We start from the raw sequence: 24,271 nt of genomic DNA on the forward strand, positions 1-24,271 counted from the left end.
GCGCGGCGGTCAGGGCGCGGGGCAGGTCTCGCGCCAGGGGTCGAGGTCCCAGTTCTTGGCGAGGGAGCTGAAGCCGAGCGGCTGCGTGATGGGGCAGAACTCGTCCGTGGTCATCTCGTACTCCACGTGGAACACCGGCTTGCCCGCCTCGATGAACGGCGTGAGGAGTTCGCACTCCTCGTAGTGGGCGCACTCCTCGTTGACGGAGAAGTCGAAGTCGTCGACCAGCTCGTCGATCTGGTCCAGGCCGTTCTTCAGGCCGACCGCGAGGCCGCGCTCGTGGGCGAGGTCGGCGATCATGCGGTTGTACGCGATCTGGTCCGCCCTGGTCAGGGGGAAGCCGGGGTCGTTGTCGTAGCCGTCCATGTTGTCCGGCTCGACGGCGTCGAAGCCCTTCTCGGCGCACATGTCGAAGCGGGCGGCCATGATGGGTTCGAGGACGTCGAGCCGCCGGACGTCCAGCCAGCGTTCGCCCTCCCACTCCGCCAGGTCGTTGCCGATGACCTCGTCGGGGAAGTCGGCCGCGTCGGGGCGCCAGTCCTCGAACGCGCCGACGTTGATGTAGCAGATGACCTTGCGGCCGTCGGCGTGGAGTCCGTCCACGACCGAGGCGTCGGTCTCGAAGCCGTCGATGTCGTACACCGGGGCGTCCACGGAGGTGTCGATCTCGCCGGTGAGCTGCCACTGCCAGTCCGTACCGGCTGCCGGCCGCCACCAGTCGCCCGCGGCACCCGCGGCATCGTCCGGCTGCTCGGTCCCGGCCGGTTGCTCGGACTCCTCGAGCTCCTCCGACGGCTCGGACTCAGCCGGTGCCGGGGACGCGGCCTCCGTCGCCGTGGCGGTGGCCCCGCCCGCCTCGTCCGTCCCCGCGTTGTCGCCGTCGCCGGAACCGCCCGAGCCGCAGGACAGCAGCGGCACCAGCAGCGCCGCCACCGCCACGGCCCGCCTCAGTCGAACCATCGCGCCGTCTCCAATTCCGCGGCCCGCGCCGGGTCCTCCAGGAGCGCGGCCAGCTCGAACCTGCGGGGCCACCGGCCCGTCGCCCACGCGAGCCCGGCCGCGAGCCCCTCGAACGTCGCCGCGTGCAGCACCCCGTCCGCCGTCAGCCGCCACGCGATCTCCGTGCCGTCCACGACGAGTCCGTCGTGCTCCACATACGTCGCCGGGGTGTCGTCGCCCAGCAGGGCGCGGGCGGCGTCCGGCACCGCGCGCTCCGTGCCGCCCGCCGGCGGCGGCGCCGGCAGGGCCGCGCTCAGCGGCGCCACGTCCAGCACCGACGCCAGGTCCGCCGCGAGCCCCGGCGGCACCGGGAGCAGCGCGCGGCCCGCGGCGAGCGGCAGCAGGTCCGGCGCGTCCGCCACCAGCGCGGACGCCACGGGAACGATCCGCACCTCGCCGTCCACGACGGCCCGCACCTCGTCCGGCAGCGTCACGTCCTCCGGGTCGAGGCGGGCCAGCAGCGCGTACAGGCCGTGGAGCTGGGCGGCCGTCACGCCCGTGACCTCCGGGTCGGCGAGGCGCGCCAGCAGGTCGGCGGCGCCGCCCGGTTCGGCGAGCAGGGCGCGCGCGGACGTGCGCACGCCGAGGGCGTGCAGCACCTCGTCGTCCACGTCCGCCGTGTCGGCGTCCTCGTACAGGCCGGCGAGCAGCGGGTCGCCGCCGGCCGCGCGCAGGCCCGCCGGGCGGCGGCCGTCGAGCACCGGGGCGCCGCGCAGCCACCACGCCGTGTACGGGCGGGCCGTCTCGACCGTGCCGTCGGGCATGCGGACGCGCACCGGCGCCGTCAGCGCGGCCCGCAGCTCGGGGGACCCGGCGATGAGGGCCAGGGCGCGGGGCCACTGGTCGTCGTCCACGAGTTCCAGGTCGCGGACGGCCAGCACCTCGGCGGCGACCGGCGGGAGGTCCGTGCCGGGCAGGGCGTCGAGGAGGTCCTCGCACCACACGTCCACGGCGTCGAGGAGGCCGATGTCGTCGGGTTCGGCGAAGGCGCTGTCGCGCGGTTCCAGTTCGTCCGGGTCGAGGACGACGTCACCGGCCCGCACCAGCGCGAGGTCGGCCTGCACGCCCACGGCGGTGAGCGGCCCCGCGCCCCACCGTTCGGCGAGCGCGGCGTCGCAGGCGGGCAGCTCACCGGGGCGGATGATCTCCTGGAACGGGCTGCCGGGCAGCACCAGGTCGCCGGCCGGGGAGAGTTCGCCGTCCTCGTCGGGCAGCGCGAGGGCGGCGAGCCACGGTTCGTCGCCGGGCCGCAGCCCCGCGTCCCGTACGAGGCCGAGGACGATGCCGGCCAGTTCGGCCGCCGGGACCGCGTCCTCGTCCCACACGTCACGGCCGTCCCACGCGTCCGGGTCGGCGGACGCGGCGACGGCGGCCCGCACCTGCGGGCTCGTCAGGACCGCGCGCGGGGTCGCCGGGGCGGCGCCCAGCTTCTCCAGCAGCGGGTGCGCCGCGTCGGGGTGCGCGATCCGCAGGCCGAGGCGCCCGAGGGCGTCCGGGTCGGTGCCCGCGACGGGCAGCAGCACCCGTCCCGGCCCGATGACGGTACGGCCGTCCGCCAGCGGCACGGGCAGCCCCGTCAGCAGCTCGGGATCGACGCCCGCGAGCGACTCGTACAGCCGCCACCACCACTCGGCGGGCCGCTCGACGCCCGCCAGGCGGTCGATGGCCTCCCCGAGGGGGACGCGGGTCACCTCCAGGACGCGGAGCTCCGCGCGGCGTTCGAGCCCGGCCGGCAGCAGGTGCGGGAACAGCTCGGCGAGGACGGCGACGGTGTCGGCGCCCGCGCGCTCCACCAGCTCGGCCTCGGACGGGCGCAGCGCCTCCGGGGCGTCCTCGCCGCCGGGCGGCGCCCCGCTCGGCAGGAACGCGGCGCCCGGCAGCCGGTCGAGCAGCAGCACGCGCAGCGCGCCGTCCAGCTCGCCGCGCCCCAGCGGCCCGGGAACGAGCTGCAGCGTCCCGGCCGTGACGGGCCGCCAGGCGGTCAGCAGCTCGACGTACGTGTCGGCGGCGCGGCGCAGCAGGAAGTCCGTGAGCGGGCCGGGCGCGACGTGGCGGCGCGTCGGCTCCAGCGGGAACGAGGCGATGAGCAGCGCCGGCAGGCCCAGCGGGTCGTCCGTCGGCGTCGGCGCGTGGACGACGGGCGCGCTCGCGGGCGCGGCGGGGGCGCCCTCCGCGTCGACGGGCACGGCCCAGGTGAGGGACCAGTGGGGCCGCTCCCGCTCCTCCAGCGGACGGTCCGCCAGCAGCTCGGGGTCGGCCTCGCCGCTCGCGGTCGCGACGCGCCAGCGCGTGGAGCGCACGGCGCTGCCGGCCGGTCCCGGCTCCTCCGTGATCTGCGTGTAGGGGCCGAACTGGGCGCGGGTCAGCGTCCGCTCGCCGCTCGGCGTGACGACGGTGATCTCGACGAGCCCCGGCAGCGCGAGGAGCAGCGTGTCGTCCACGCCGTCGAGCAGCCGGTTCGCCAGGTCCTCGGCCGCCACGTCGCGCAACGGCAGGACGACGGCGGTGTCGTACCCGTCCGGCACGGTGAGGTCCTGCGCGGGCAGCGGCAGCCGCAGCAGCGGGACGGCGTGCCGCTCGCCGGCGCGGCGGTCGAGTTCGGCGACGAGACGGTCGTTGCCCTCGGCGGTCTCCCGGGCCAGCGCCGTCGCCTCGGCGAGGGACCAGCGCACCCCGCCGGTCGCGCTCGCCACGGCCGGGGCGTCGCTCACCGCGAGGACGGCGGCGAACCCGACGCCGAAGCGGCCGACCGCGCCCCGCGCGCCCGGCGGGGCCGTGCCGCTGCCGGGGGCCGGTTCGCCGTCGCGCTTCGCGGAGGCCCGCAGCGTGGACAGCGATTCGACGCCCGCCGCGTCGATGGGCGTACCGGTGTTCGCGGCGACCAGGGTCCCGTCGCGGAGGGACAGCAGCAGGCGCCCCGGCTCGCCGGCGCGCGCCGCGGCGTCGGCGGCGTTCTGCGCCAGCTCGACGACGAGGCGGTCGCGGTAGCCGCCCCTGGCGAGGTCCTCCTCCGCGTTCGCGTCCTCGCGGAAGCGCGCCGGCGAGGCGGACCAGGCGCTGAGCACGCCGGACCGCAACCGTCCGGTGTCGAAGGGATCGTCGCTGTGGTCGGTGGTCACGGGTGCGACAGTACCGGGTGTGCGGTAGCGCCCGGATTCCGGTGGGTCACGCCCGCGGCGGCCCGGGGCGGGCCGCCGCGGAGCCGCCGGTCACAGGGGGTCGGCGCCCATGTGGTCGATGACCGGCGGGGCCGGCCGCTGCGGCTCGGGCGCCCGCGCCGCCTCCGAGTGCGCGCCGCAGCCGTACGCCAGGGACACGACCCGGCCGTCGGCGGGCGAGTAGCCGTTCCCGCAGACACCGAACGCCTGCCGCAGCTGACCCGCCATCGGCAGCAGGAACCCGCAGCTCACGCACGGCCCCGGGGCGTTCTCCGCCATCGGCGTGCGCGGCCCGTGGGTCTCCTCCCAGCGGTCCGCCGCCTCGCTGACACCGGCCCACGACAGGACGCGCCGCCGGCCGAGACCGGGCTGGAGCGCGACATCCGTGACCTGGGCGCGCTCGGCGGTGGCGTGCTCGGGGGCCTCGGCAGTGCCGGGGGTCCAGCCCGGTTCGAGCCGCAGGTCGTCGTCCTCGGCGGGCAGCAGGTCGCCGGGGCCGAGGTCGCCCGGCCGCAGCCGCTCGTGCCACGGCACCCAGGCGGGGGCGAGCAGCGCGTCGGGCCCCGGGGTGAGCGCCACCTCGTCCACCGTGACGTACTTGGCGCGCGCGGCGCGCGCGACCGTGACGCCCCAGCGCCACCCCGGGTAGCCGGGGTCCTCGCTGGCGAAGAGGTGGGTCACCAGCCGGTCGCCCTCGGCGACGGCCCCGAGATACGCCCCGAGCGGCTGCGGGTGCGCGGCCCTGGCAGCCGCGTCGCGGGCCACGTCCACCGCCTCGGCGCAGAGCCGGTCGGGCGTACGGCTTCGCATCCCAGCATTCACGAGAACTCTCTCTCCTCCGCCGTCGTACCGGTGCGGGCGCCAGGGGGCGAACGGAGCCGACGGAGCGGACTCTGGGACCGCTGCAGACGTCGTGCTGAACGAGGCAAGGCGCACCGTCCGCCCACGCTACCGCACGCCCCGACCGGTCGCCGCCCACGTCCGCCGCCGGACCCCCGGGCACCCGGCGGCCGGGCGCCGGCGCGTCGTGAACCCGTCCGCGCGCCCCGTTCGCGCACGCCCCCACGGGGTAACCGGAACGGCACGCCCGCCCGTCGGGAACACCGGTGAAAACCGGCAGGACAGCAGTGCGCGCAGCAGGAACCGGGGGGTCGCATATGCGTAGGCTTGAGACCGTGGCCGCTGGCAGTTCGTCCGACACCGACCCCAAGACCGGCTCGGGCCGCCTCACCCGCGGCGCCCGGTCCGCCGGCCATGCCGTACGGGCCGTCCCGCTCGCCGTCGGACGCCGCATCCGCCGCGCGACGACCGCTCAGGGCGCGGGCGAGACGGGGCTTTCGAAACTGATCGAGCTGCACGCCGTGCACTCCGCCGGCGACATGCTCGTCACGATGGCGCTGGCGTCGACCATCTTCTTCTCCGTGCCGACCGCGGAGGCGCGCGGCCGGGTCGCGCTCTACCTGGCCATCACGATGGCCCCCTTCATCCTGCTGGCGCCCGTCATCGGCCCGCTGCTCGACCGGGTGCCGCACGGGCGGCGCGCCGCGATGGCGGGGGCGCTCCTCGCGCGCGGCACGCTGGCCCTCGTCATCGCGGCGGCCGTCGCGGGCGGCGGGCTCGCCCTGTACCCGGCGGCGCTCGGCGTGATGGTCTGCTCGAAGGCGTACAACATCGTGCGGGCCGCCGTCGTGCCGCGCCTGCTGCCGTCCCGCATCTCCCTGGTGAAGGCGAACGCCCGGATAACGCTGACGGGCCTCATCTCGGCCGGCGCCGCCGCGCCGCTCGGCCTCGCGCTCGGCGCCCTCGGGGAACGCTGGCCCCTCTACGCGGCCTGCGCCATCACCGTCGTCGGCGCGTTCCTCTCCTTCCGGCTGCCCGGGCAGGTGGACCTGGCGCGCGGCGAGCGGACGTACCACCTCGCCGAACTCCGCGAGACCCGCGCCGCCCTGGCCAGGGAACGGGACGACGGCGGGCGCGGCGGGCTGCTCCCGGCCGGCGGATCGCCGGTGGCGAAGGCCCTCCTGGCGAACGCGTCGCTGCGCGCGCTGTCCGGGTTCCTGCTGTTCTTCATGGCGTTCCTGCTGCGCTCGGAGTCGCTGCCGGGGCTGACGGCGGCGTTCTCGCTCGGCCTGGTCGGCCTGGCCGCCGGCGCGGGCAACGCGTCCGGCAACCTCCTCGGCAACTGGCTGCGCGACCGCGCCCCCGAGCTGATCCTCCTCGTCATGCTGCTGCTCGCCCTCACCGCCACCGCGGCCGCCGGGCTCCACTACGCGGCGGGCACCGTCGTGCTGGTGTGCGCGGTCGCGGGCGTCTGCCAGGCGCTGGGGAAGCTGTCGCTCGACGCGATGATCCAGCGCGACGTGCCCGAGGTCGTGCGGACGTCGGCGTTCGCCCGCTCGGAGACGGCCGTGCAGATGGCGTGGGTCCTGGGCGGTGCGATCGGCATCGGGCTGCCGCTGAACGGCGAGCTGGGCATGTGGGTGTCGGCGGGTCTCGTGTTCGTCGGGCTGGCGTTCAGCCTGCGCGCGCTGCTGGGCGCCGTACGGCGCGGCACGTCGCACCCCCGAGTCCGGTGAGGACGGGGCGCGCGGGTACCCTGCCCGCATGACTGCGCTCTCCACGAACCGGCGCCGCCGCGCCATCCGCTCCACTCTTGCCGTCGGCGCTGTTTCGCTGGGTCTCGCCGCGCTGACCGGCTGCGACGCGCCGACGCCGAGCGCCCACTTCACCCTGAACGCGGGCACGGAGTCCGCCGAGGCCGACCACGACTGCTGGGCCGGCGGCGGCGACACGCTGGGCGCCGAGCGCGGCCAGGAGTGCGCGGCGTCCGAGGACGTGCCGTCGTTCACCGCGAAGCCCGGTGAGACGTTCCGCATCGGCGTGGACCCGGAGATCGCCGAGGGCGGCGGCTGGATCGTCCTGGTCAACGATCTGCCGCTCAACGAGCCGTACACCTCGACGTACCAGACCGTGCCGGTGGACACGATCACGCAGGCCGCGGCGCAGGCCGACAGCCAGGTCGCGCAGCAGGGCGGGCAGCCCACGGGCGGCCCGGCGCGGGTGACCCTGGTCAAGGTGGTGGACGGGTTCGACATGGCGCAGATCGCCACCATCCAGGACCTGTACGAGCAGGCCGAGGGCGTCTGGGGCGCGCGGATCTCGACGGACGACGAGGACTGAGCCGACGGGCGCCCCCTCGATGCTGCGGATCCTCGTCACCACCGCCGTCGCGGCGGAGGGCGAGGCGGTCGCGCGCGCCGGGCGGGGCGCGCCCGTGCGGCGTCCCCTCACCGGCGGCCTCGGACTCGCGCGCGTGCCCCTGTGCGACGGCGTCGAGCTGGACGTGCTCGCCGCCGGCGCCGGACCGGCCGCCGCCGCCGCGGGGACGGCCACCGCGCTCGCCCTCGGCGGCGGCCACGGGCTGGTCGTCTCGGCCGGCATCGCCGGCGGCTTCGCCGGGGCCGTCCCGGTCGGCGGGACGGTCGTGGCGTCCGACATCCTGACCGCCGACTTCGGCAGTGACACGGCCGAGGGCTTCACGGACGCCGCGGCCCTCGGCTTCGGCACGGTCGCGCACCGCCCGGACCCGGACCTGGCCCGGGCCGTCGCCGGCGCGACGGGCGCCGTCGTCGGCCCCGTCCTGTCCGTCTCGACGGCGACCGGCACCGCCGAGCGCGCCGCGTCGCTCGCCGCGCGCCACCGGGGCGCGGTCGCCGAGGCGATGGAGGGCGCCGGCGTCGCGACCGCCGCCGCGCTGCACGGACTGCCCGTCCTGGAGATCCGCACGGTGTCCAACGCCGTCGGCCCCCGCGACCGCGCCGGCTGGCGCGTCCCCGAGGCCCTGGCGGCGCTGACCCGGGCGTTCACCGCCGCCGGACCGGCCCTGCGGGCCTGGGCCGCGGCGACCCCGCATGCGAAGGAGCGAGATCACTCATGACGTCCCCCACCACCGGCGCGGAGCGGCCGCTCGGCATCACCTACTCCCCCTGCCCGAACGACACGTTCGTCTTCCACGCGTGGGCGCACGGCCGGGTCGCGGGCGCGCCGCCGGTCGACGTGACGTTCGCCGACATCGACATCACCAACGCCATGGCCGAGCGCGGCGAGGGCGACATCCTGAAGGTGTCGTACGCGGTCCTGCCGTACGTGCTGGACCGGTACACGCTGCTGCCGTGCGGCGGCGCGCTGGGCCGCGGCTGCGGGCCGCTCGTCCTCACGCGGACGGAGGGCGCCGGGCCGCTCGACCTGACCGGCAGGACGGTGGCGGTGCCGAGCGTGAAGTCCACGGCGTACCTGCTGTTCCGGCTGTGGGCGGCGGCGCAGGTGCCGGGCGGCGTCGGCGAGGTGGTGGTGCTGCCGTTCCACGAGATCATGCCGGCCGTGCGCGACGGGAAGGTGGACGCGGGTCTCGTCATCCACGAGGCGCGCTTCACGTACCGGGGCTACGGGCTGCACAAGGTCGCGGACATGGGCGAGTTCTGGGAGGGCACGACGGGCCACCCCATCCCGCTCGGCGCGATCATCGCGAAGCGGTCGCTCGGCGAGGAGCGGCTGCGGGCCGTCACCGACGCGATCCGCGCCTCCGTGCGGCAGGCGTGGGACGACCCGGCGGCGAGCCGCGCCTACGTCCTCGCGCACGCGCAGGAGATGGACCCGGCCGTCGCCGACGCCCACATCGGCCTGTACGTCAACGACTTCACGGCCGATCTCGGCGAGGCCGGCCACGCCGCCGTGCGGGAGCTGCTGACGCGCGCGGCCGGCGAGGGACTCCTGCCGGCCACGACGGCCCTCGACTCCTGAACTCCGCCCGCGTCAGACGTCGAGCTGGTCGGCGACGGCACGCAGCATGCCGGCGACCTTGCGGCCGCTGGCGCGCTCGGGGTAGCGGCCGCGCTCCAACTGCTGGCAGATGCCTTCGAGCAGCGTCGTGAGGTCCTGCACGATGCCGGCCAGTTCGTCGGGCTTGCGCCGCTGCGCTGCGGCCACGGACGGCACCGGGTCGAGCAGGGTGAGGGAGAGCGCCTGGTCACCGCGCTGCCCGGCGACGACGCCGAACTCCACGCGCTGGCCCGGCTTCAGGGTGTCGACACCGCTGGGCAGGGCGGAGGAGTGGACGAAGACGTCACCGCCGTCGTCGCGGGAGAGGAAGCCGAAGCCCTTCTCACTGTTGAACCACTTCACCTTGCCGGTAGGCACGTGTCCCCGTCCTCGCACTCGTCATACAGGTACGGCGGGCCGCTGGACCCGCCTCGCAGCCAAGGCTAACCGGCCCCGGCCCGGTGACAAGATGCCGCCGGGCCGTTTCGGAGGATGACTGCCCAGGGCACGGCCGGAGTATGCCGCGGCCCGGGCGTCTGCGACCCTGGAGGGGTGAGTGACAACAATCCAGGGGACGCGCTCGTGCGGACGGGCGGTGTCGTCTTCCTCGTCGGCGCGATCGCGACACTGGTCACGGTCGTCCCGCTGTTCATCGGCACGGACCCGCTGCCGTCCGTCGCGTACGCGGTGTCGATGCTGATGGGCGTCGGCTTCCTGATCGCGGCGGCGGGCCTGCTGCGCTCCATCGCGCACCAGCGCCGCACGGCACGCGACGGCGGCCCGGACCACGGCTGACGCCGGGCGGCCCCTGGTCACCCGTTGATCGGCGGTGCCGGCTCCGGCTCCGGGAGGGTGGCGGCCAGCAGGGTGCCCAGTGCCCGGTGGGACGCCTGGAGTCGCGCGACCTCGCCGGCGATACGGGCCTGCTCGCGGCGGAGACGGCCGATCGTGCCCGGGCACGACGACAGCGCCATGACGTCGCCGTCCTCGTGGACGCAGTCCAGCAGGCGCGCGATGACGGCGGTGCCAAGACCGGCGTCGAGCAGCGTGCGGACGCGGTGGACCGTCGCGACGTCCGCCTCGGTGTACTCGCGGTACCCGTTGGGCAGCCGCGCGGGCCGCAGCAGTCCTTGCTCCTCGTAGTAACGCAAGAGCCGCTGGCTGACGCCGGTCCGGCGTACCACGTCACCGATTCTCATGCGGCCCCACTTCGCTCTTGACCCTCACACCGATGAGAGACCTTAGCTTGCTCCCAGAAGCGCTGACGGGTGAGAGGGAGCGGCTATGCCGGGAGTTGTGGTCATCGGAGCGGGACCGGGGATCGGGCAGGCGGTCGCCCGCCGGTTCGCGCGTGCGGGGCTTCCCGCCGCCGTCATCGCCCGGACCCGTCGGACGGCGACGGCCGTGGCCGACGCGGTCGGGGACGTCGGTCCGCGCGTCGTCCCCCTGACCGCCGACAGTACCGACGAGACGGCGCTGCGGGCCGCCCTCGACGCCGCGGCGGAGGAACTCGGCCCGCCGGACGCCGTGGTCTACAACGCGGCGCTCATCCGCCCCGACAGGCCCGGCGAGTTGTCCGTACGTGCCCACCTGGACGCCTGGGCGGTCAACGTGGTGGGAGCGCTCACCGCGGCCGCCCATGTGGCACCGGCGATGGCGAGCCGAGGGAACGGTTCGTTCATCGTCACCGGCGGCATGCCCGAGCCGAAGCCGGAGTACGTGAGCCTCTCGCTCGGCAAGGCAGGTGTGCGGGCGCTCGTCGCACTCCTGGATGCGCAGTACGGGTCCTCGGGCGTCCACGTGGCCACCGTGACCGTGGCCGGCCCGGTCGCGCCGGGCACGGCGTTCGATCCGCGGGACATAGCCGAGCACTACTGGCGGCTGCACGCACAGCGGCGGCACGAATGGGAGCTGGAGATCGTCCACGGCGGGTGAACGCGTCGCTCAGCCGCCCGTGAGGACGACGAGCTGCCGGGTCGCCCGTGTCATCGCGACGTAGCGGTCCACCGCGCCGCCGACGCCGTCGCCGAACGCCTCCGGGTCCACGAGGACGACCAGGTCGAACTCCAGGCCCTTCGCCAGCGCCGGGGTCAGCGACCTGACGCGCGGCCGCTCGGGGAACGCCGGGGCGCCGATGACGCAGGCGACGCCGTCGGCGTTCGCGGCGAGCCAGCCGTCGATCACCGAGGGCAGGTCGGCGGCGGACCCGTGCGTGACGGGGATGCCGCCGGCGCGCACCGAGACCGGCACGTTGGCGTCCGGCAGGGCGGCCCTGATGACCGGCTCGGCCTCCGCCATGACCTCTTCCGGCGTGCGGTAGTTGATGCTCAGGGAGGCCATCCCGATCCGGTCCAGGCCGACGCGGCCGAGCCGTTCGCGCCACGACTCGGTGAAGCCGTGCCGCGCCTGCGCCCGGTCCCCGACGATGGTGAAGCTCCGCGACGGGCAGCGCAGCAGCAGCATCTGCCATTCCGCGTCGGTCAGTTCCTGCGCCTCGTCGACGATGACGTGGGCGAACGGTCCCGCGAGCCGGTCGGGGTCGGCGATGGGTGCCGCGGCCTCGTCCACCAGGCTGTCCCGCAGGTCCTGCCCGCGCAGCATCGTGACGGCGCCCTCGCCGTCGTCGTCGGCCCGCAGCAGGTCGTCGATGACGTCGGCCATGCGGGCGCGTTCGGCGGCGAGCGCGGCGTCCTGCCGGCGCCTGCGGCGGGCCGCCTCGGGGTCGCCGAGCCGGTGCCGGGCGGCGTCGAGGAGCGGCAGGTCGGCGACGGTCCACGCGTGCGCGTCGGTCCGCCGCAGCCGCCGTACCTCGTCGGGAGTGAGCCAGGGGGCGCACATCCGCAGGTAGGCGGGCACCGTCCACAGGTCGCCGACGAGGTCGGTCGCCTCCAGCAGCGGCCAGGCGCGGTTCAGCGCGGTGACGAGGTCACGGTCGGCGCGCAGCGACCGGCGGAACAGGTCGGGCGGCACGTCGTCGCCGTCGATCCGCTGCAGGAGGAGGGTGGCGAGTTCCTCCCAGATCTGCTCGCGCGCCTCGTTGTGCGGGGTGCCCGGCTCGACGGCGTCGAACGCCTCGGCCCAGTCGCCGGCGCTCAACGGGATGTCGTCCCAGGGGGTCGAGACGATCAGGTCCTCGGTGGGCGGCTCCTCGTAGAACCTGACGGCCGTCTCGACGGCCCGGACCATGTCGGCGGACGACTTGAGCCGGGCCGCCTCGGGATCCGCCTCGGCGACGGCGGACGCACCCTCGGGGACGAGGTCCCGCAGGACGCAGGTCTGCACCCCTTCCTCGCCGAGGCTGGGCAGGACGTCGGACACGTACGCCAGGTAGGGCCGGTGGGGGCCGACGAACAGCACGCCGCCCCTGCGGTGGCCGAGCCGCGGATCCGCGTGCAGGAGGTACGCGGAGCGGTGCAGGGCGACGACGGTCTTGCCGGTGCCGGGGCCGCCGTCCACGACGAGCGCGCCGCGGGAGCCGGCGCGGATGATGGCGTCCTGGTCGGCCTGGATGGTGCCGAGCACGTCCCGCATCCGGGCCGACCGGTCGCCGCCGAGGCTCGCGATGAACGCGGACTGGTCGTCGAGCGCGGCGTGCCCATCGAACGCGTCGGCGGCGAACACCTCGTCCCAGTAGTCGCTGATCCGGCCGCCGGTCCAGCGGTACCTGCGGCGGCTCGCGAGGCCCATCGGGTCGGCGTGGGTGGCGGCGAAGAACGGCTCGGCCGCCGGGGTGCGCCAGTCGATGAGCAGCCGGCGGCCCGTCTCGTCGGTGAGGCCGAGCCGACCGATGTACACGGGCTCGGGGTCGTCGGCGGAGACGATGCGGCCGAGGCACAGGTCGAGACCGAAGCGGCTCAGGGCGCGCAGCCGGGCGGTGAGCCGGTGGATCTCGGCGTCGCGGTCCATCGCCTCGCGGCCGAGTCCGCCGGGCGCCCTGCGGAGCGCGTCGAGCCGCCCGGACAGCTCGGCGACGGACCGCTCAAGACTCCCGGCGACGGCCGCGAAGTGCCGCTCGTCGGCGGCGATCAGCGCGGGGTCGGCCTTGGCGGCGAGCCGATCGGCAAGCTCGAACACACCACCACGACGCTCCTGCGCCGACAACATTGCACACACTTCGCGAACCACCCATTCCGACAGGTTCCGGCATTGGATGAGCGATTGTGCGGCACGACGGGGGCCTTGCCGCAAGCCCCCGGGTGCGCTATACGTTGAGAGTGGCGAGGGAAAGCTGTGTCTTCCTTCGCTCTTTTCATGCCTCCCCCAAGGCGGCCCATCGGGCGAAACGCCGACAAACCCGGCGGGACGACACCCATGGGTACGACGGCGCCCGCCCGCTGTGGCCTGCCCACCTGAGCCGTGCCACCCGGTTCGCGTCAGGGCGCGATGAGACGGCTGGTGAAACCCGCGGAGACGAGGCCTCCGTACGCGGCGAGCACGTCGTCCGGGACGTCCTGTTCGATGGCGAAGCCGAGCTTTGGGTACTCGATCACCCGCTGAAGGTCGCCGACGAGCATGTCCAGGACGAGCCTTTCGTCACCGATGCTCGTGACGTAGTCGTCGAGCTCCAGGGCTTCCGAGGCGCAGCGCACGTCGACCCCGGGCCAGAGTTTGCGGACCGTGGCGTACGCACGACGTTCCATGTAGGGCTTGGAGACCAGCAGCACGGATGCCGGGGTAACGCCCGCCTCGGCCAGGACCCGCCGGGAGTGGACGATGTTCTGACCGGTGTTGGCCGCGTGCGGCTCCAGCAGGACGGCCGCCTCGGGCACACCCAGGGCGATCGCGTGCTCCCGGTAGTGGACGGCTTCGCCGCGCGGGAAGCGGGCCGCTGTGGTGGGGCTGTTCCCGCCGGTGAAGACGAGGACGGGGAAGAACCCGGCCCGGTGGAGTTCGGCGGTCCTCGTCGCCACGCCGAGGTCATGGCTGCCGAGGCCGATGGCCGCGTCCGCCGGCCGGAGTTCGTGACCCATCAGGTGGTAGTCCCAGATCAGCCGGGCGTTCGCCCACTGCTCGTCGGTCACGTCCCGGCGGATGTCCGTCGGTTCTGTCACTGCCGTCTCTCTTCGTTCGGTGGTTACGCTCCGGCGTTCTCTCCATGCCCCTCCAGCCAGTTGTCCAGCCAGGTCGGGAACGACAGCAGGTCCGGCAGGACGACGGCGGTGCCGGCCGAGCGCAGTTCGTGTTCGTCGCACGGGCCGGTCGTCACCGACACCGACAGTGCTCCGGCCGCGGTGGCCGCCCGTACGTCGCCCACGTGGTCGCCGACGTACACGCTCGCGCCTTGTTCGCGCAGCGCCACGCCCTTCCGTTCGGCCCACAGGTCGCCGACGAGGACGTCCGCCGCCAGCTGCAGGTGCTCGATGTGCAGGCGGGCGTTGGGCGTGTGCTTCGCCGTGACGACCATGGAGCGTCCGCCGCGCGCCCTGATGGCGTCCAGGGCCTCGCGCGCGCCGGGCAGCGGCAGTGTGCCCTCGACACCGTGGGCCGGGTACAGGGCGCGGTACCGGTCGCTCATGGCGCGGACCCGGTCGGCCGGGAACCAGTGCGCGATCTCCTGCTCCACCGGCGGACCGAGCCGGCTGACGGCGAGGTCCGCGTCGATGAAGGTCCCCGTCTCGGCGGCGAGCGCCCGGTAGGTGTCGGCGATGCCGGGCCGTGAGTCCACCAGCGTCATGTCGAGGTCGAAACCGATGGTGAACGGGGTGGACGGCCGGGGCGTGGGGGGCGCGGAAGGTTCCATGCGGCCATTGTGCGGGGCGGCCGCGGGAGCCGGTCAGCCGCCCGCCACGAGTCTCCGCGCGAGGGCGCGCTTGAACGTCTCCACGCCCTCGGCCGAGGTGCAGGCGGGGACCCGGGAGGCGCTGGTGAGGGGCTCGGCGAGCGGTGCGTCCGGGCCGTAGACGGTGCCGTCCGGGGCGACGTGGAGGGAGCCGACGCGCCAGGCGGGCACCGTTCCGCCGTCCGACGACCACAGCTCGGCGTCCGGGGCGAGGCCCTGGGCGGTCGCGCGCCGCGCGAAGTCGGCGCCGGCCGCCGTGATCTCGGCCAGGCGCCGGTCCCCGGCCGCCCGCGCCCTGGCGGCGAGCCGGGCCTCCCTGCGGGCCGCGCGCAGGTAGGGGCCGAGGTCGCCGCCCCGGCCGGGACCGGCCTCGCCGCGGCGGGCGAGCCACAGCAGGACGGCGGCGAGGGCCAGGACCACGAGAACCGCCGAGCCGTCCATGGCGCCCTCCCCCACGCGATGGGTGGCTTCCAGCGTAGGAGCGCGGCCCGTACGGGAACAGGCCCGCGACCACCCGCCCCGTTCTATACCTACTGGTATGTATGATGCGTCCGGCGCGACCGGTCCCGGCCGCGCCGGAAGGAGACCGCCGCCATGCCGCTCGTCCGCATCGACGCCCTGAACGCCGGCCCCGAGCGCCTCGACGCGCTGTCCCGGGCCGTCCACCGTGCCCTCGGCGAAGCCATGGGATTCCCGCCCGACGACCTCTTCCACGTGCTGACCGGCCACGACGGCACCCTGCGGTACGGCGGCTATCCGGGCGTGGACCGCGACGACGGCGTCGTCATCGTGTCGATCACCCTGCGCGCCGGCCGGCCGCCGGAGCAGAAGCGGACGCTGTACCGGCGGATCGCCGAACTGGCCGCGGAGTACGGGGCCGCCGAGCCGCGCAACGTGGTCGTCGTCCTGACCGAGAACGCCCCGGCCGACTGGTCGTTCGGCCACGGCGAGGCCCAGTACGCCCCACCCGCCTGACGGCGGGCCGTCCGTCAGCTCCCGCCGCCCCGGGCGAGCGCGTCGGCGACGGTGGCCACGACGGTGCCGCGCCCCTCGCGCGCGGCCAGCCACGCCAGGAACCGCTCCAGGTCGCGCGGCGCGATCGCCTTGGTCCCCGCATTGCCCTCGCACGGGTCGCAGATGTGGTGGAAGACCAGCGGGAGCCAGCCGCCGGCGGTCTCCGCGCCGCGCACCATGGCCTTCAGGCCGGCCACGGTGGTGCCCTCGCCGACCGAGGACGGCGTGCGGATCGCGTAGGCGTCGCGGGGCGGCAACGTCTCGGCGGGCGGGCAGCCGTCGCAGTCGACCAGGCCGCCCACGTCCCGCGCCGCCGTGTAGCCGCAGGACGCGATCTCCCGCATCGTGTCCGCGTCGGACGCTCCGAAGGGGGCGGCGAACGTGGTGGCGGGCAGGCCGAGTCCGCGCAGGGTGTCGCGGTCGTCGCAGACCTGCCGGCGCCGTTCGTCGGCCGTGACGTCGGTGAGCCGGGCGTGGTCGAGCGTGTGCCCGCCGATCTCGTGCCCGGCGTCGGCGAGCTGCCGCACCTCGTCGGTCGTGAGCCTGCCGGAGCGGTCGATGCGGGCGGTGTTGACGTAGAACGTGGCGCGCAGGCCGTGGCGTTCGAGCATCGGCGCCGCCTCGGTCCAGTGCGTCGTGTACCCGTCGTCGAACGTGAGGCTGACGACCGTGGGAGCGGACGCGTGCGCCGTCTGCGGCGTGAGGCCCAGGGCGAGCACGGAGCACAGCGCCAGCAGCGCGGCGGCCGTGGAACGGAGGCCGGAGCGCCGCCGGTTCACCGGGCCACCCCCCGCGTCCAGACGCCGCGCCGGATCGTCAGCAGGGCGTACGGGAGGAGCCAGGCCAGGGCGGTGGCCGACAGCAGGCTCATCAGGGGCCGCAACCGCCAGTGCGGGCAGCCGGGATGGTCCAGCCGGTAGGCGAGCCCCCAGGCGAGGCCCTTGACGAGCACGCCGGCCAGGTAGAGGGCGGTCAGCACCCAGAGCCCTTGCACGGGCCACCACAGGAGGTGGGCCGCCACCATGAACGGCGACGCCAGGACCAGCACGGCGTGGCCGTAGTACAGCAGCGCGGGCACGGCGCCGAGCCGCCACATGAAGCCGCCGGTGAAGACGAGGTTGCGCAGGAAGCTCTTCTTCCACCGCACCTGCTGACGGAGGAACGCGCGGGGTGTCTCGGGCACCGCCGTCCACACCCAGGCGGAGCGGCAGTACGCGGTGCGCCACGGGCGCGCGGCGTGCGCCGCCGCGGCGGGGCGCGGCCGTGCCGCCGTGCGCCGCCACCGCTGGCCGATGACCCAGCCGGTGAGCTGGCGGTCGGTGGCGAACCGGAACTCGGCGCCGAGGAACCGGTCCCCGGCCCAGGCCGGCAGGTGGTCCTCGATCGCCTCCCGCCGGAAGACGGCGAGCGGCCCGGAGACGCAGGTGACCGCGCCGAACGCCGACTCCGCCGCCTTGGCGATGCGGAACTGCCCCTCGTACCAGACGTCCTGGAGCCGCGCGAGGCGGCTGCGGCCCACGTTGAGGGCGCGGGCGTGGCCGCTGACCGCGCCGAGTTCGGGGTGCCGCCGGAGTGCGGCGACGCAGCGGGCGAGGGCGTCGGGCGCGAGGACGCAGTCGGAGTCGGTGAACGCGATGACCTGCCCGCCGGCGTGCGCCACCCCGCGCACGAGGGCGTGCTTCTTGCCCATGTTCCGCTCCAGCGTGACGAGCCGGACGGGCAGTTCGCGGGCGAGGCGGCGGAGGATGTCGCCGGTGCCGTCGGTGGACCCGTCGTCCACCACGACGATCTCCAGGTCGGGCCATGTGCTGGCGGCCATGGAGCGTACGCACGCCTCGACGCGGTCGCGTTCGTCCTTCACGGCGAGCAGGAAACTCACCGACGGCCGCTCCGGCAGGGCGGGGAAGGCGGCGGCGTCGGCGGTCCTGCGGCGCATGACGGTCTCGGCCGGGTCGTCGTAGCGGCGGTAGGCGAGCACCATCATGGCGGCGGACAGGCCGATCGCCAGCAGGCCGTACGCGGCGGCCGGGGCGGGCACGGGGGTCACGGCCTGCGCCAGCCTGGGCACGCCCCACGCGAGGAGCAGCAGGGGCGCGGCCAGGAGGAGCCGGGAGCGGCGCGGCCGGCCGCGGTCGGCGGCCGCCGGAACGGGGAGGGGAGCTGGGACGGTGCGCCGGGCGGCGGGCAGGGCCGCGGTCCGCGGTGGCGCGCTCACAGGACCACCCGGTGTCCCACGTCGCGCAGCCGGTACGTGGCGTCCAGTACGGGCGTGCGTTCGTCGAGCCAGGTCAGGTCCTGCCCCGGGTGGGCCGTGTGCACGACCACCAGGTCCCAGGCGGGACCCGTGTCCTCGGGGTCGCCGGCCGGAGCCCACGGGTCGAGGTGGCGCAGGACGCGCCCGCCGGCCGTGAGGGCGGGGATCAGCGGGTCGGTGTACGCGACACGGACGCCGGCGGCGGACAGGGCCGCGAGGATTTCGACGGCGGGCGACTCCCTGACGTCCGCGACCCCCGGCTTGTAGGCGACGCCGACGACCAGCACGCGGGCGTCGTGCCGGGGGACCCCGCGCTCGGCCAGCAGGCCGAGCGCGCGTTCGGCGACGGCGCCGGGGCGTGCGGCGAGGGCGGTCATGGCGGCCTCGGTCACCGGCAGCGGCGTACGGCGGGCGCGGGACTGCCACAGCAGGTAGTGGGGGTCGCAGGGGATGCAGTGGCCGCCGGCGCCGGGTCCCGGCCAGAACGGCATGAAGCCGAACGGCTTGGTGGCCGCCGCCTCGACGATCTCGGCCGGGTCGAGGCCGAGGCCGCCGGCGATGTCGGCGAACTCGTTGGCGAGGGAGATGTTGACGGCCCGGAAGGTGTTCTCCAGCAGCTTGGTCAGCTCGGCGGCCTCCGGGGAGCCGACCGTGTGGATGGCACCGGCGGTGCCGCGCAGGATCTCGGCGGCCCGCAGGCCGCACGCCGGGCTGAGTCCGCCGACGACGCGGGTGGTCGTCTCCTGGGCGTGCTTGGGACGGCCGGGGTCGACGCGTTCGGGGGCGCAGGCGACGTGCACGTCGTGGCCCGGTACGAGGCCGCGGGCGGCGAGCGGGCCGACGAGCAGTTCCCTGGTCGTTCCGACGTAGCTGGTCGACGCGAGGACGATCGTCTGGCCGGCCCTGGCGTGCCGTACGACCGTCTCGCAGGCGGCGCGCAGGGCGGTCAGGTCGGGGACGAGGTGGCGGTCGACGGGGGTGGGCACGCAGACGACGACGGCGTCCGCGCCGGCCAGCGCGGCCGGGTCGCCGGTGAGGGCGAAGCCGGGGCGGCCGACGTACGCGCCGAGGCGGTCCTGGTCGTGGGGCAGGAGGTCGGCGCCGCCCCGGGTGATGAGGTCGATGCGCCGGGGGTCGACGTCCAGGCCGACGACCCGGTGGCCCGCGGTCCGCAGCGCGATGGCGGTGGGCAGTCCGACGTAGCCGAGGCCGACCACGGCCACGGTGGTCGTCGGTGTCGGCGCCCGATGGGGGCGCGCGGCGGTCAGCACAGATGACATGCGGAGGAGCGTATCGAGTTGTGAGCATTTGATGGCGTATATCCGATTTCCTGTGTTGCGTACCCCCGCCTCCCGTGCGGCACCGGTCGCCGGCCGCCTACCTGGGCAAACGCGCGACACACGGCACCACCGGCCCGCGTACGCCCCACCCGCCGTCGCCCGCATGGAGCAGCGGGATGCCCGCATTTCCTGTCAGGCTGGGTTGACACGCGGAGGACTGTCAGGCCAGGCTGACAGGCATGGACGCCGGAGACCTCTCGGAACGCCTTCGCTCGCACGACCCGGCCGTCGGACTGCGGGCCGTGGGCGCCCTGCACCGCCTGGCCGAACAGGTCGAGGCGGCGGCCGTCGCACGGGCCAGGGAGCAGGGCTGGTCCTGGGAGCAGATCGGCGACGCCCTCGGCGTGTCACGGCAGTCCGCGCACGCCAAGCACGGGAAGTGAGACGCGATGTTCGAACAGTTCACGGGCGCGGCCCGCGCGGCGGTCTCCTCGGCACTGGAGGAGTCCCGGCTGCGCGGCGACCGCCGCATCGGCACGGAACACCTGCTCCTCGGGGTCCTGCGCGAACCGGCGGCGGCCCGCGCCCTCGTCGCGGACGCCGACACCGCGCGCTCGGCCCTCGCGGACCTGGACCGGGAGGCGCTCGCGGCCATCGGCATCCACACGCAGGGCGTCGAACGGCCGCCGGTCCCCGCGTCGGGCAAGCGCACACCGTTCACCTCGGGCGCGCGCGCCGTCCTCCCCCGCGCCCTGGCGGAGGCACGGCGGGGCGGCGGCCGGCGGATCACGCCGGAACACCTTCTCGCGGCGCTCCTCGACTGCGACGCGACCGACCCCGTCGCCGCGGTGACGGCCCACCTGGGCATCGACCGCGAGGCCACCCTGGCGCACCTGCGCGCCACGACAGCCGTGTGAGCGGCGGGCCCGGTCGCGGTGGCGTCAGGGCCGGTGCGGCCGGGCGGCGAGCCACGGCGGGAGCAGGGCCGCGGCCGCCGAGACGAACAGCGGGCGGTCGCGCGGCGCCGGGCGGGACAGCCACGCCTCGACGATCCCCGCCTCCCCGTGCGCGACGAAGCGGCTGTACGCGTCCAGGCGCCACTCGGCCGGCCCCTCGCCGTCCGGCAGCTTCTCCGGGTCACGGTCGAGGAGGGCGCGGACCGAGGCCGTGAAGTGGTCGACGAGCAGGCGGTGGAGCACCGCGCTGCGCCGCCCCACGAGGCCGACGGTGTAGAGGGCGTCGTGACGCTCCAGGTGGTCGAGCAGCGCCCCGGACGCGCGCTCCCAGATCACGGGGACGGGCAGTTCGGCGGCCAGGGCGTCGGCGATCCACCCGGCGCGGACCCGGTCGAGGTCGGCGTACAGCACCTGCTCCAGGACGGCCGCAGGGGTGGCGGCGTGCTTGTAGAAGGTGGTGCGGTTGACGCGGGCCTCCCGTACGAGGTCGGCCACCGCGACGTCCTCCACGGGCCGCTCCGACGCCAGCCGCAGAACGGCCGCGCGCAGGCGGTCGCGGGTGCGCCGGGCGCGGACGTCGAGATCCGCCGTCCCCCCGTCGCCGCCGCCGGGCGGACGCTGCGTTGCACCTGACATCCCGAGCAGCCTAACGCAGCCCATGCACACCCTCACCACCTGCGTTGATCGACACGTGTCTCTTTTCTTTTCGGCCGGGCGGTGCCATGATGACGGCAGTGGCGGAGCCGCCGGGAAGCATCGCTCCCGGCCCCTCCGCCGTCACCACGACCGCGCCCCGCGCCGACGCTCCTCAGCACCGCCGGCCCCGCGCGCGGCCCCCTCCCGGCCGCCGTGCCGTGACCGGCGGCTCGCACAGGAAAGAAGCACGATCATGAAGGCATCCGTCACCAAGGGTCTGGGGCAGGGCTTCACCGTCGAGGAGGTCGAGCTGGCCGCACCGGCCGGACACGAGGTCCGCGTGGAGGTGCGGGCGTCCGGCCTGTGCCACTCGGACCTGAGCGTCGCCACCTTCATCGGCGGCGAGTTCCCCGTCGTCCTCGGCCACGAGGTGGCCGGCGTGGTCACCGGGACGGGTCCGGAGGTCACGCAGGTGAAGGTCGGCGACCACGTCGTCGGCAGCCTGATCCAGCACTGCGGGGCCTGCGTGAACTGTCTCGGCGGCCGTACGCACATCTGCCTCCGCCCGGAGGCCACCCTGCGCTCCCCCGGGCAGCCCCCGCGCATCACCTGGAACGGCGCGCCCGTCGCGCAGGGCATGGCGCTCGGCGGCTTCGCGCAGGAAGCCCTCGTCCACGAGAACCAGCTCGCCGTCGTCCCCGACGAGATGCCGTGGGCGCAGGCGGCCCTCATCGGCTGCGGCGTGCTCACCGGCGCCGGTGCCGTGCTGAACAGCGCGGACGTCCGGCAGGGCGAGAGCGTCGTCGTCATCGGCGCGGGCGGCGTCGGCCTGAACGCGGTCAGCGGCGCCCGGCTCGCCGGCGCCGGCACGATCATCGTCACGGACATCGAGGACGCCAAGCTGGAGCGCGCCCGCGCGTTCGGCGCCACCCACGTCGTCAACTCCCGCACCACCGACCCGGTCGAGGCGGTCCACGACATCACCGGCACCGGCGCCGACCACGTCTTCGACTTCGTGGGCGTCCGCCCGGTCACCGCCCAGGGCATGCGGATGCTCGGCAAGGGCGGCGGCCTGTACCTGATAGGCGTCGGCTCGAACGACGCGGGCGTGGACGTCAGCTCGCTCGTCGCGCTGAGCGGGTCGCAGAAGGTCCAGGGCGTCTACATGGGGTCGTCGAACCTCAAGCGGGACATCCCCTTCTACGCCGCCATGTACCTGCAGGGCCGGATGAACCTGGACGACCTGGTCTCCCGGGAGATCCGCCTGGACGGCATCGACGCCGGGTACGAGGCGCTGAAGGACGGCAGCACCGCCCGCGTCGTCATCACCGACTTCTCCTGACGCGGACCGTCCGTGCCCCGCCGCGCATACTGGAACGTATGGACGGCAGCAACGACGCGAGCGGCGCGACCGACCCCCACCGGGCGCTCGGGAGCTTCCTGCGCGCCCGGCGCGGGCGCGTCGCGCCGGAGGACGTCGGCATCACCGCCGGCACCCGCCGCCGGGTGCGCGGCCTGCGGCGCGAGGAGCTGGCCCACCTGGCGGGCATCAGCGTGGACTACTACGTGCGGCTCGAACAGGGCCGCGCCACCGCGCCGTCCCCCGAGATCCTCGACGCGCTGGCCCGCGCCCTGCGCCTCGACGTGCCGGAGCGGCAGCACCTCGCCACGCTGGCCGCCGCCCGGCGCGGCCCCGCGCCCCGGGCGACGGTCAGCCCGCTGCTGCGCCGGGTCCTGGACGGCCTGGACGAGTTCCCCGCGTTCGTCACGAACCACCGGCTCGACGTGGTGGCGTGGAACGCGCTCGGCACCGAACTCATCGGCGGCCTGGCCGACCCGGGCCGCCGCGACCGCAACCACGCCCGCTACCTCTTCCTCGACCCGGCGTCGCGCGAGGTGTTCCCGGACTGGGAGGAGCGGGCGCGCGAGACCGTGGGCCAGCTCCGGGTGTTCGCGGGCCGCTACCCGGACGACGCGGAGCTGACCGCGCTCATCGCCGAACTGGCGGACAGCAGCGCCGACTTCGCCCGCATGTGGGCCACCGGCGAGGTCATCGTGTGCGTCGCGGGCCGCAAACGCCTGCGGCACCCGGCGGCCGGCCTGCTGCACCTGGACTACCAGATCCTGCGGGTACCGGCCGGGACGGGTGACTCCGGCCTGGAGATCCACGTGTTCTCCGCGACCGAGGACACCCCGGACGCCACCGCCCTGGCCCGCCTCGCGGCCCCCGCCGGCGCGACGGCGACCTGACGCGCTCCCGTGACCCCGGAAAGTCTGGCGACCGTGCGGGTGCCCGTGGGCATCCGCCGGGGCGGCGCGGACACGGTCAACCCGTACGACGCCGACACCAGGCCGTACCTGGAGCACATCCCCACGGCGAGCGGCTGTTCCGCCGGCCCCCGGGTCCGTCACGACGACGTCTTCGCCCCCGAACCCGCCGGCTTCTTCCGGCAGCACCTGGGCTGACCCCCTCCGGCGGAACCGGCGTCTCAGGCGCCGCCGCGTACGGCCGACAGGACGTGCGGCCATGCCTCGGCGCCCAGTGCCGCGTCCGCCTCCGGGGTGCCGCCGTGGTCGAAGCGCGGGGACGGGGGCGGCGCGGACTCGCCCGGGAACACGGTCCGGTGGCCCGCGTCGGCCCGGACGACGACCGCCGCGCCGCGCCCCGCGGCCGTCCGCCGCGCGGCGAGTTCACCGGCGAAGCGCGCGGACGGCCACATCCGGTCGGCGCCACCCGCGACCAGCACCAGGTCCGCCACGGCCCGCTCCACCGGGATGGCGGCGGCGGGCAGCAGATCCGCGTACGTCACGAGGCTGCGCTCGTACCACCCGCGCACCGCCACCGGCGCGCCTTCCGGCTCCGACGGCGTCCAGGAACCGTCGAGCGGGACGAACGGCACGGGCCGTCCGCGCCACGTCCAGCTCGAACGGTACGGGCGGTCCCGGCCGTCGCGGCCCGGTCCGACGTTGGCCCAGCACACCGAGGTCGGGGCGAGCGCGATCACGGCGTCCGCGCAGCCGGTCAGGGCCGCGACGAGCAGCGCCGCCTCCGCGCCCTTGGACGTGCCGAGGAGACTGACGCGCGCCGCGCCGCGCTCCCGCAGCAGCCCGGCCGCGTCGGCGAAGGTCTCAAGAGGTACCTCGCAGACGCCGGGCGGCTGCCCCGCCCCGCCGAACCATCGCACGGACACCGCCGTCACTCCGGCGCGGGCGAACAGGCGGCACCGCTCGCGCTCGATCCGGCCGCTCGACCCGGACAGCACGAGCACGCCCGCGCCGCCGCCGCCCGTCACCGGCGCGGCGGCGAAGCCCTTCCACGGACCGGTCAGTTCGTCCTCGGCGATCCCGTCGCTCATGACCGGTCAACCTACGGGACG

Annotated in this window: 26 protein-coding genes; 12 read left to right on the forward strand and 14 right to left on the reverse strand. The window is 75.4% G+C overall.

Annotation, left to right across the window (positions count from 1 at the left end; translation table 11 throughout):
• Positions 1-9: 9 nt before the first annotated feature.
• From EMA09_RS11195 to EMA09_RS11205, 3 genes are all read right to left on the reverse strand, one after another.
• On the reverse strand, positions 10-960 hold the full coding sequence (locus EMA09_RS11195; protein WP_129840917.1) for an endo alpha-1,4 polygalactosaminidase: 951 nt from the start codon (positions 958-960) through the stop codon (positions 10-12).
• On the reverse strand, positions 948-4,118 hold the full coding sequence (locus tag EMA09_RS11200; RefSeq protein WP_129840918.1) for a molecular chaperone Hsp90: 3,171 nt from the start codon (positions 4,116-4,118) through the stop codon (positions 948-950). The genes EMA09_RS11195 and EMA09_RS11200 overlap by 13 nt, the downstream gene beginning before the upstream one ends.
• Before the next feature lie 90 nt (positions 4,119-4,208).
• Positions 4,209-4,967 (reverse strand): DUF3027 domain-containing protein, encoded by a 759-nt coding sequence (locus EMA09_RS11205; RefSeq protein ID WP_129840919.1) that lies wholly within the window; start codon positions 4,965-4,967, stop codon positions 4,209-4,211.
• 347 nt (positions 4,968-5,314) lie between these two features.
• Between EMA09_RS11205 and EMA09_RS11210 the strand changes: the two genes are divergently transcribed.
• Genes EMA09_RS11210 through EMA09_RS11225 form a run of 4 tightly spaced genes read left to right on the forward strand, consistent with a single transcriptional unit; the run spans position 5,315 to position 8,957 of the window.
• Positions 5,315-6,733, forward strand: a complete 1,419-nt coding sequence (locus tag EMA09_RS11210) for an MFS transporter (RefSeq protein WP_129840920.1) — start codon at positions 5,315-5,317, stop codon at positions 6,731-6,733.
• A gap of 28 nt (positions 6,734-6,761) precedes the next feature.
• A complete protein-coding gene (locus EMA09_RS11215; RefSeq protein ID WP_129840921.1) occupies positions 6,762-7,337 on the forward strand; it encodes a hypothetical protein in 576 nt (191 codons plus the stop codon).
• Positions 7,338-7,356: 19 nt separating this feature from the next.
• Complete coding sequence (locus EMA09_RS11220; RefSeq protein ID WP_206305936.1) at positions 7,357-8,094, forward strand: futalosine hydrolase; 738 nt, start codon at positions 7,357-7,359, stop codon at positions 8,092-8,094.
• Positions 8,091-8,957, forward strand: a complete 867-nt coding sequence (locus EMA09_RS11225; RefSeq protein ID WP_129840922.1) for a 1,4-dihydroxy-6-naphthoate synthase — start codon at positions 8,091-8,093, stop codon at positions 8,955-8,957. The genes EMA09_RS11220 and EMA09_RS11225 overlap by 4 nt, the downstream gene beginning before the upstream one ends.
• A gap of 12 nt (positions 8,958-8,969) precedes the next feature.
• Here the strand turns inward: EMA09_RS11225 and EMA09_RS29285 are convergent, their stop codons facing one another.
• Positions 8,970-9,353: a cold-shock protein gene (locus tag EMA09_RS29285; protein WP_129840923.1), complete on the reverse strand. Its 384-nt coding sequence runs from the start codon at positions 9,351-9,353 to the stop codon at positions 8,970-8,972.
• A 174-nt stretch (positions 9,354-9,527) separates the two neighbouring features.
• On the opposite strand from EMA09_RS29285, the gene EMA09_RS11235 reads away from it, so the two are divergent.
• The gene (locus EMA09_RS11235) at positions 9,528-9,770 is read left to right on the forward strand and encodes a hypothetical protein (protein WP_129840924.1); all 243 of its coding nucleotides are present in this window, start codon (positions 9,528-9,530) and stop codon (positions 9,768-9,770) included.
• 17 nt (positions 9,771-9,787) lie between these two features.
• On the opposite strand, the gene EMA09_RS11240 is transcribed toward EMA09_RS11235, so the two are convergent.
• Positions 9,788-10,174 (reverse strand): MerR family transcriptional regulator, encoded by a 387-nt coding sequence (locus EMA09_RS11240; RefSeq protein ID WP_129840925.1) that lies wholly within the window; start codon positions 10,172-10,174, stop codon positions 9,788-9,790.
• Positions 10,175-10,259: 85 nt separating this feature from the next.
• Here EMA09_RS11240 and EMA09_RS11245 point away from each other — a divergent pair, with 85 nt between their 5' ends.
• Positions 10,260-10,910, forward strand: coding sequence for an SDR family NAD(P)-dependent oxidoreductase (locus EMA09_RS11245; RefSeq protein ID WP_129840926.1), 651 nt, complete (start codon positions 10,260-10,262; stop codon positions 10,908-10,910).
• 9 nt (positions 10,911-10,919) lie between these two features.
• On the opposite strand, the gene helR is transcribed toward EMA09_RS11245, so the two are convergent.
• From helR to EMA09_RS11265, 4 genes are all read right to left on the reverse strand, one after another.
• Positions 10,920-13,079, reverse strand: coding sequence for an RNA polymerase recycling motor ATPase HelR (gene helR / locus EMA09_RS11250; RefSeq protein WP_129840927.1), 2,160 nt, complete (start codon positions 13,077-13,079; stop codon positions 10,920-10,922).
• Positions 13,080-13,348: 269 nt separating this feature from the next.
• Entirely contained in the window at positions 13,349-14,026 is a 678-nt protein-coding gene (locus EMA09_RS11255) for a YdcF family protein (protein ID WP_129840928.1), read from the reverse strand.
• A gap of 23 nt (positions 14,027-14,049) precedes the next feature.
• Complete coding sequence (locus EMA09_RS11260) at positions 14,050-14,715, reverse strand: HAD hydrolase-like protein (protein ID WP_129840929.1); 666 nt, start codon at positions 14,713-14,715, stop codon at positions 14,050-14,052.
• Between the two features lie 33 nt (positions 14,716-14,748).
• Positions 14,749-15,195, reverse strand: a complete 447-nt coding sequence (locus tag EMA09_RS11265; RefSeq protein ID WP_129840930.1) for a hypothetical protein — start codon at positions 15,193-15,195, stop codon at positions 14,749-14,751.
• A gap of 153 nt (positions 15,196-15,348) precedes the next feature.
• Between EMA09_RS11265 and EMA09_RS11270 the strand changes: the two genes are divergently transcribed.
• A complete protein-coding gene (locus EMA09_RS11270) occupies positions 15,349-15,729 on the forward strand; it encodes a tautomerase family protein (protein WP_129840931.1) in 381 nt (126 codons plus the stop codon).
• A 14-nt stretch (positions 15,730-15,743) separates the two neighbouring features.
• Here the strand turns inward: EMA09_RS11270 and EMA09_RS11275 are convergent, their stop codons facing one another.
• Genes EMA09_RS11275 through EMA09_RS11285 form a run of 3 tightly spaced genes read right to left on the reverse strand, consistent with a single transcriptional unit; the run spans position 15,744 to position 19,302 of the window.
• Positions 15,744-16,547, reverse strand: a complete 804-nt coding sequence (locus EMA09_RS11275; protein ID WP_168220706.1) for a polysaccharide deacetylase family protein — start codon at positions 16,545-16,547, stop codon at positions 15,744-15,746.
• A complete protein-coding gene (locus tag EMA09_RS11280; RefSeq protein ID WP_240796350.1) occupies positions 16,544-17,983 on the reverse strand; it encodes a glycosyltransferase in 1,440 nt (479 codons plus the stop codon). Before EMA09_RS11280 ends, EMA09_RS11275 begins: the two co-directional genes overlap by 4 nt.
• Positions 17,980-19,302 carry a nucleotide sugar dehydrogenase gene (locus EMA09_RS11285; protein WP_129840933.1) on the reverse strand — a complete coding sequence of 441 codons (1,323 nt, stop codon included), beginning with the start codon at positions 19,300-19,302 and terminating at the stop codon, positions 17,980-17,982. Before EMA09_RS11285 ends, EMA09_RS11280 begins: the two co-directional genes overlap by 4 nt.
• Before the next feature lie 239 nt (positions 19,303-19,541).
• Between EMA09_RS11285 and EMA09_RS11290 the strand changes: the two genes are divergently transcribed.
• Together EMA09_RS11290 and EMA09_RS11295 are read left to right on the forward strand one after the other, a co-directional pair.
• Positions 19,542-19,745, forward strand: a complete 204-nt coding sequence (locus tag EMA09_RS11290) for a helix-turn-helix domain-containing protein (RefSeq protein WP_129840934.1) — start codon at positions 19,542-19,544, stop codon at positions 19,743-19,745.
• A gap of 6 nt (positions 19,746-19,751) precedes the next feature.
• A complete protein-coding gene (locus EMA09_RS11295) occupies positions 19,752-20,219 on the forward strand; it encodes a Clp protease N-terminal domain-containing protein (protein ID WP_129840935.1) in 468 nt (155 codons plus the stop codon).
• Between the two features lie 24 nt (positions 20,220-20,243).
• Here EMA09_RS11295 and EMA09_RS11300 read toward each other — a convergent pair whose 3' ends face one another.
• Entirely contained in the window at positions 20,244-20,894 is a 651-nt protein-coding gene (locus EMA09_RS11300) for a TetR family transcriptional regulator (RefSeq protein WP_129840936.1), read from the reverse strand.
• Positions 20,895-21,147: 253 nt separating this feature from the next.
• Here EMA09_RS11300 and EMA09_RS11305 point away from each other — a divergent pair, with 253 nt between their 5' ends.
• Genes EMA09_RS11305 through EMA09_RS11315 form a run of 3 tightly spaced genes read left to right on the forward strand, consistent with a single transcriptional unit; the run spans position 21,148 to position 23,360 of the window.
• Complete coding sequence (locus EMA09_RS11305; protein WP_129840937.1) at positions 21,148-22,236, forward strand: zinc-binding dehydrogenase; 1,089 nt, start codon at positions 21,148-21,150, stop codon at positions 22,234-22,236.
• A gap of 38 nt (positions 22,237-22,274) precedes the next feature.
• Positions 22,275-23,144 carry a helix-turn-helix transcriptional regulator gene (locus EMA09_RS11310; RefSeq protein ID WP_129840938.1) on the forward strand — a complete coding sequence of 290 codons (870 nt, stop codon included), beginning with the start codon at positions 22,275-22,277 and terminating at the stop codon, positions 23,142-23,144.
• A gap of 9 nt (positions 23,145-23,153) precedes the next feature.
• Positions 23,154-23,360: a hypothetical protein gene (locus EMA09_RS11315; protein WP_240796351.1), complete on the forward strand. Its 207-nt coding sequence runs from the start codon at positions 23,154-23,156 to the stop codon at positions 23,358-23,360.
• A 23-nt stretch (positions 23,361-23,383) separates the two neighbouring features.
• Here EMA09_RS11315 and EMA09_RS11320 read toward each other — a convergent pair whose 3' ends face one another.
• Positions 23,384-24,250: an acyl-CoA thioester hydrolase/BAAT C-terminal domain-containing protein gene (locus EMA09_RS11320; RefSeq protein WP_129840939.1), complete on the reverse strand. Its 867-nt coding sequence runs from the start codon at positions 24,248-24,250 to the stop codon at positions 23,384-23,386.
• Positions 24,251-24,271: the final 21 nt, after the last annotated feature.

The organism is Streptomyces sp. RFCAC02, from assembly GCF_004193175.1.
In the GTDB taxonomy this organism is placed as follows: domain Bacteria; phylum Actinomycetota; class Actinomycetes; order Streptomycetales; family Streptomycetaceae; genus Streptomyces.

What these genes read in the sequence shown, in the direction of transcription:
- EMA09_RS11195 (WP_129840917.1), bottom strand. Translation starts at nt 960, where the DNA reads ATGGTTCGACTGAGGCGGGCCGTGGCGGTGGCGGCGCTGCTGGTGCCG.
- EMA09_RS11205 (WP_129840919.1), bottom strand. Translation starts at nt 4,967, where the DNA reads ATGCGAAGCCGTACGCCCGACCGGCTCTGCGCCGAGGCGGTGGACGTG.
- EMA09_RS11210 (WP_129840920.1), top strand. Translation starts at nt 5,315, where the DNA reads ATGCGTAGGCTTGAGACCGTGGCCGCTGGCAGTTCGTCCGACACCGAC.
- EMA09_RS11215 (WP_129840921.1), top strand. Translation starts at nt 6,762, where the DNA reads ATGACTGCGCTCTCCACGAACCGGCGCCGCCGCGCCATCCGCTCCACT.
- EMA09_RS11220 (WP_206305936.1), top strand. Translation starts at nt 7,357, where the DNA reads ATGCTGCGGATCCTCGTCACCACCGCCGTCGCGGCGGAGGGCGAGGCG.
- EMA09_RS11225 (WP_129840922.1), top strand. Translation starts at nt 8,091, where the DNA reads ATGACGTCCCCCACCACCGGCGCGGAGCGGCCGCTCGGCATCACCTAC.
- EMA09_RS11240 (WP_129840925.1), bottom strand. Translation starts at nt 10,174, where the DNA reads ATGAGAATCGGTGACGTGGTACGCCGGACCGGCGTCAGCCAGCGGCTC.
- EMA09_RS11245 (WP_129840926.1), top strand. Translation starts at nt 10,260, where the DNA reads ATGCCGGGAGTTGTGGTCATCGGAGCGGGACCGGGGATCGGGCAGGCG.
- helR (WP_129840927.1), bottom strand. Translation starts at nt 13,079, where the DNA reads ATGTTGTCGGCGCAGGAGCGTCGTGGTGGTGTGTTCGAGCTTGCCGAT.
- EMA09_RS11260 (WP_129840929.1), bottom strand. Translation starts at nt 14,715, where the DNA reads ATGGAACCTTCCGCGCCCCCCACGCCCCGGCCGTCCACCCCGTTCACC.
- EMA09_RS11265 (WP_129840930.1), bottom strand. Translation starts at nt 15,195, where the DNA reads ATGGACGGCTCGGCGGTTCTCGTGGTCCTGGCCCTCGCCGCCGTCCTG.
- EMA09_RS11270 (WP_129840931.1), top strand. Translation starts at nt 15,349, where the DNA reads ATGCCGCTCGTCCGCATCGACGCCCTGAACGCCGGCCCCGAGCGCCTC.
- EMA09_RS11285 (WP_129840933.1), bottom strand. Translation starts at nt 19,302, where the DNA reads ATGTCATCTGTGCTGACCGCCGCGCGCCCCCATCGGGCGCCGACACCG.
- EMA09_RS11290 (WP_129840934.1), top strand. Translation starts at nt 19,542, where the DNA reads ATGGACGCCGGAGACCTCTCGGAACGCCTTCGCTCGCACGACCCGGCC.
- EMA09_RS11295 (WP_129840935.1), top strand. Translation starts at nt 19,752, where the DNA reads ATGTTCGAACAGTTCACGGGCGCGGCCCGCGCGGCGGTCTCCTCGGCA.
- EMA09_RS11300 (WP_129840936.1), bottom strand. Translation starts at nt 20,894, where the DNA reads ATGTCAGGTGCAACGCAGCGTCCGCCCGGCGGCGGCGACGGGGGGACG.
- EMA09_RS11305 (WP_129840937.1), top strand. Translation starts at nt 21,148, where the DNA reads ATGAAGGCATCCGTCACCAAGGGTCTGGGGCAGGGCTTCACCGTCGAG.
- EMA09_RS11310 (WP_129840938.1), top strand. Translation starts at nt 22,275, where the DNA reads ATGGACGGCAGCAACGACGCGAGCGGCGCGACCGACCCCCACCGGGCG.
- EMA09_RS11320 (WP_129840939.1), bottom strand. Translation starts at nt 24,250, where the DNA reads ATGAGCGACGGGATCGCCGAGGACGAACTGACCGGTCCGTGGAAGGGC.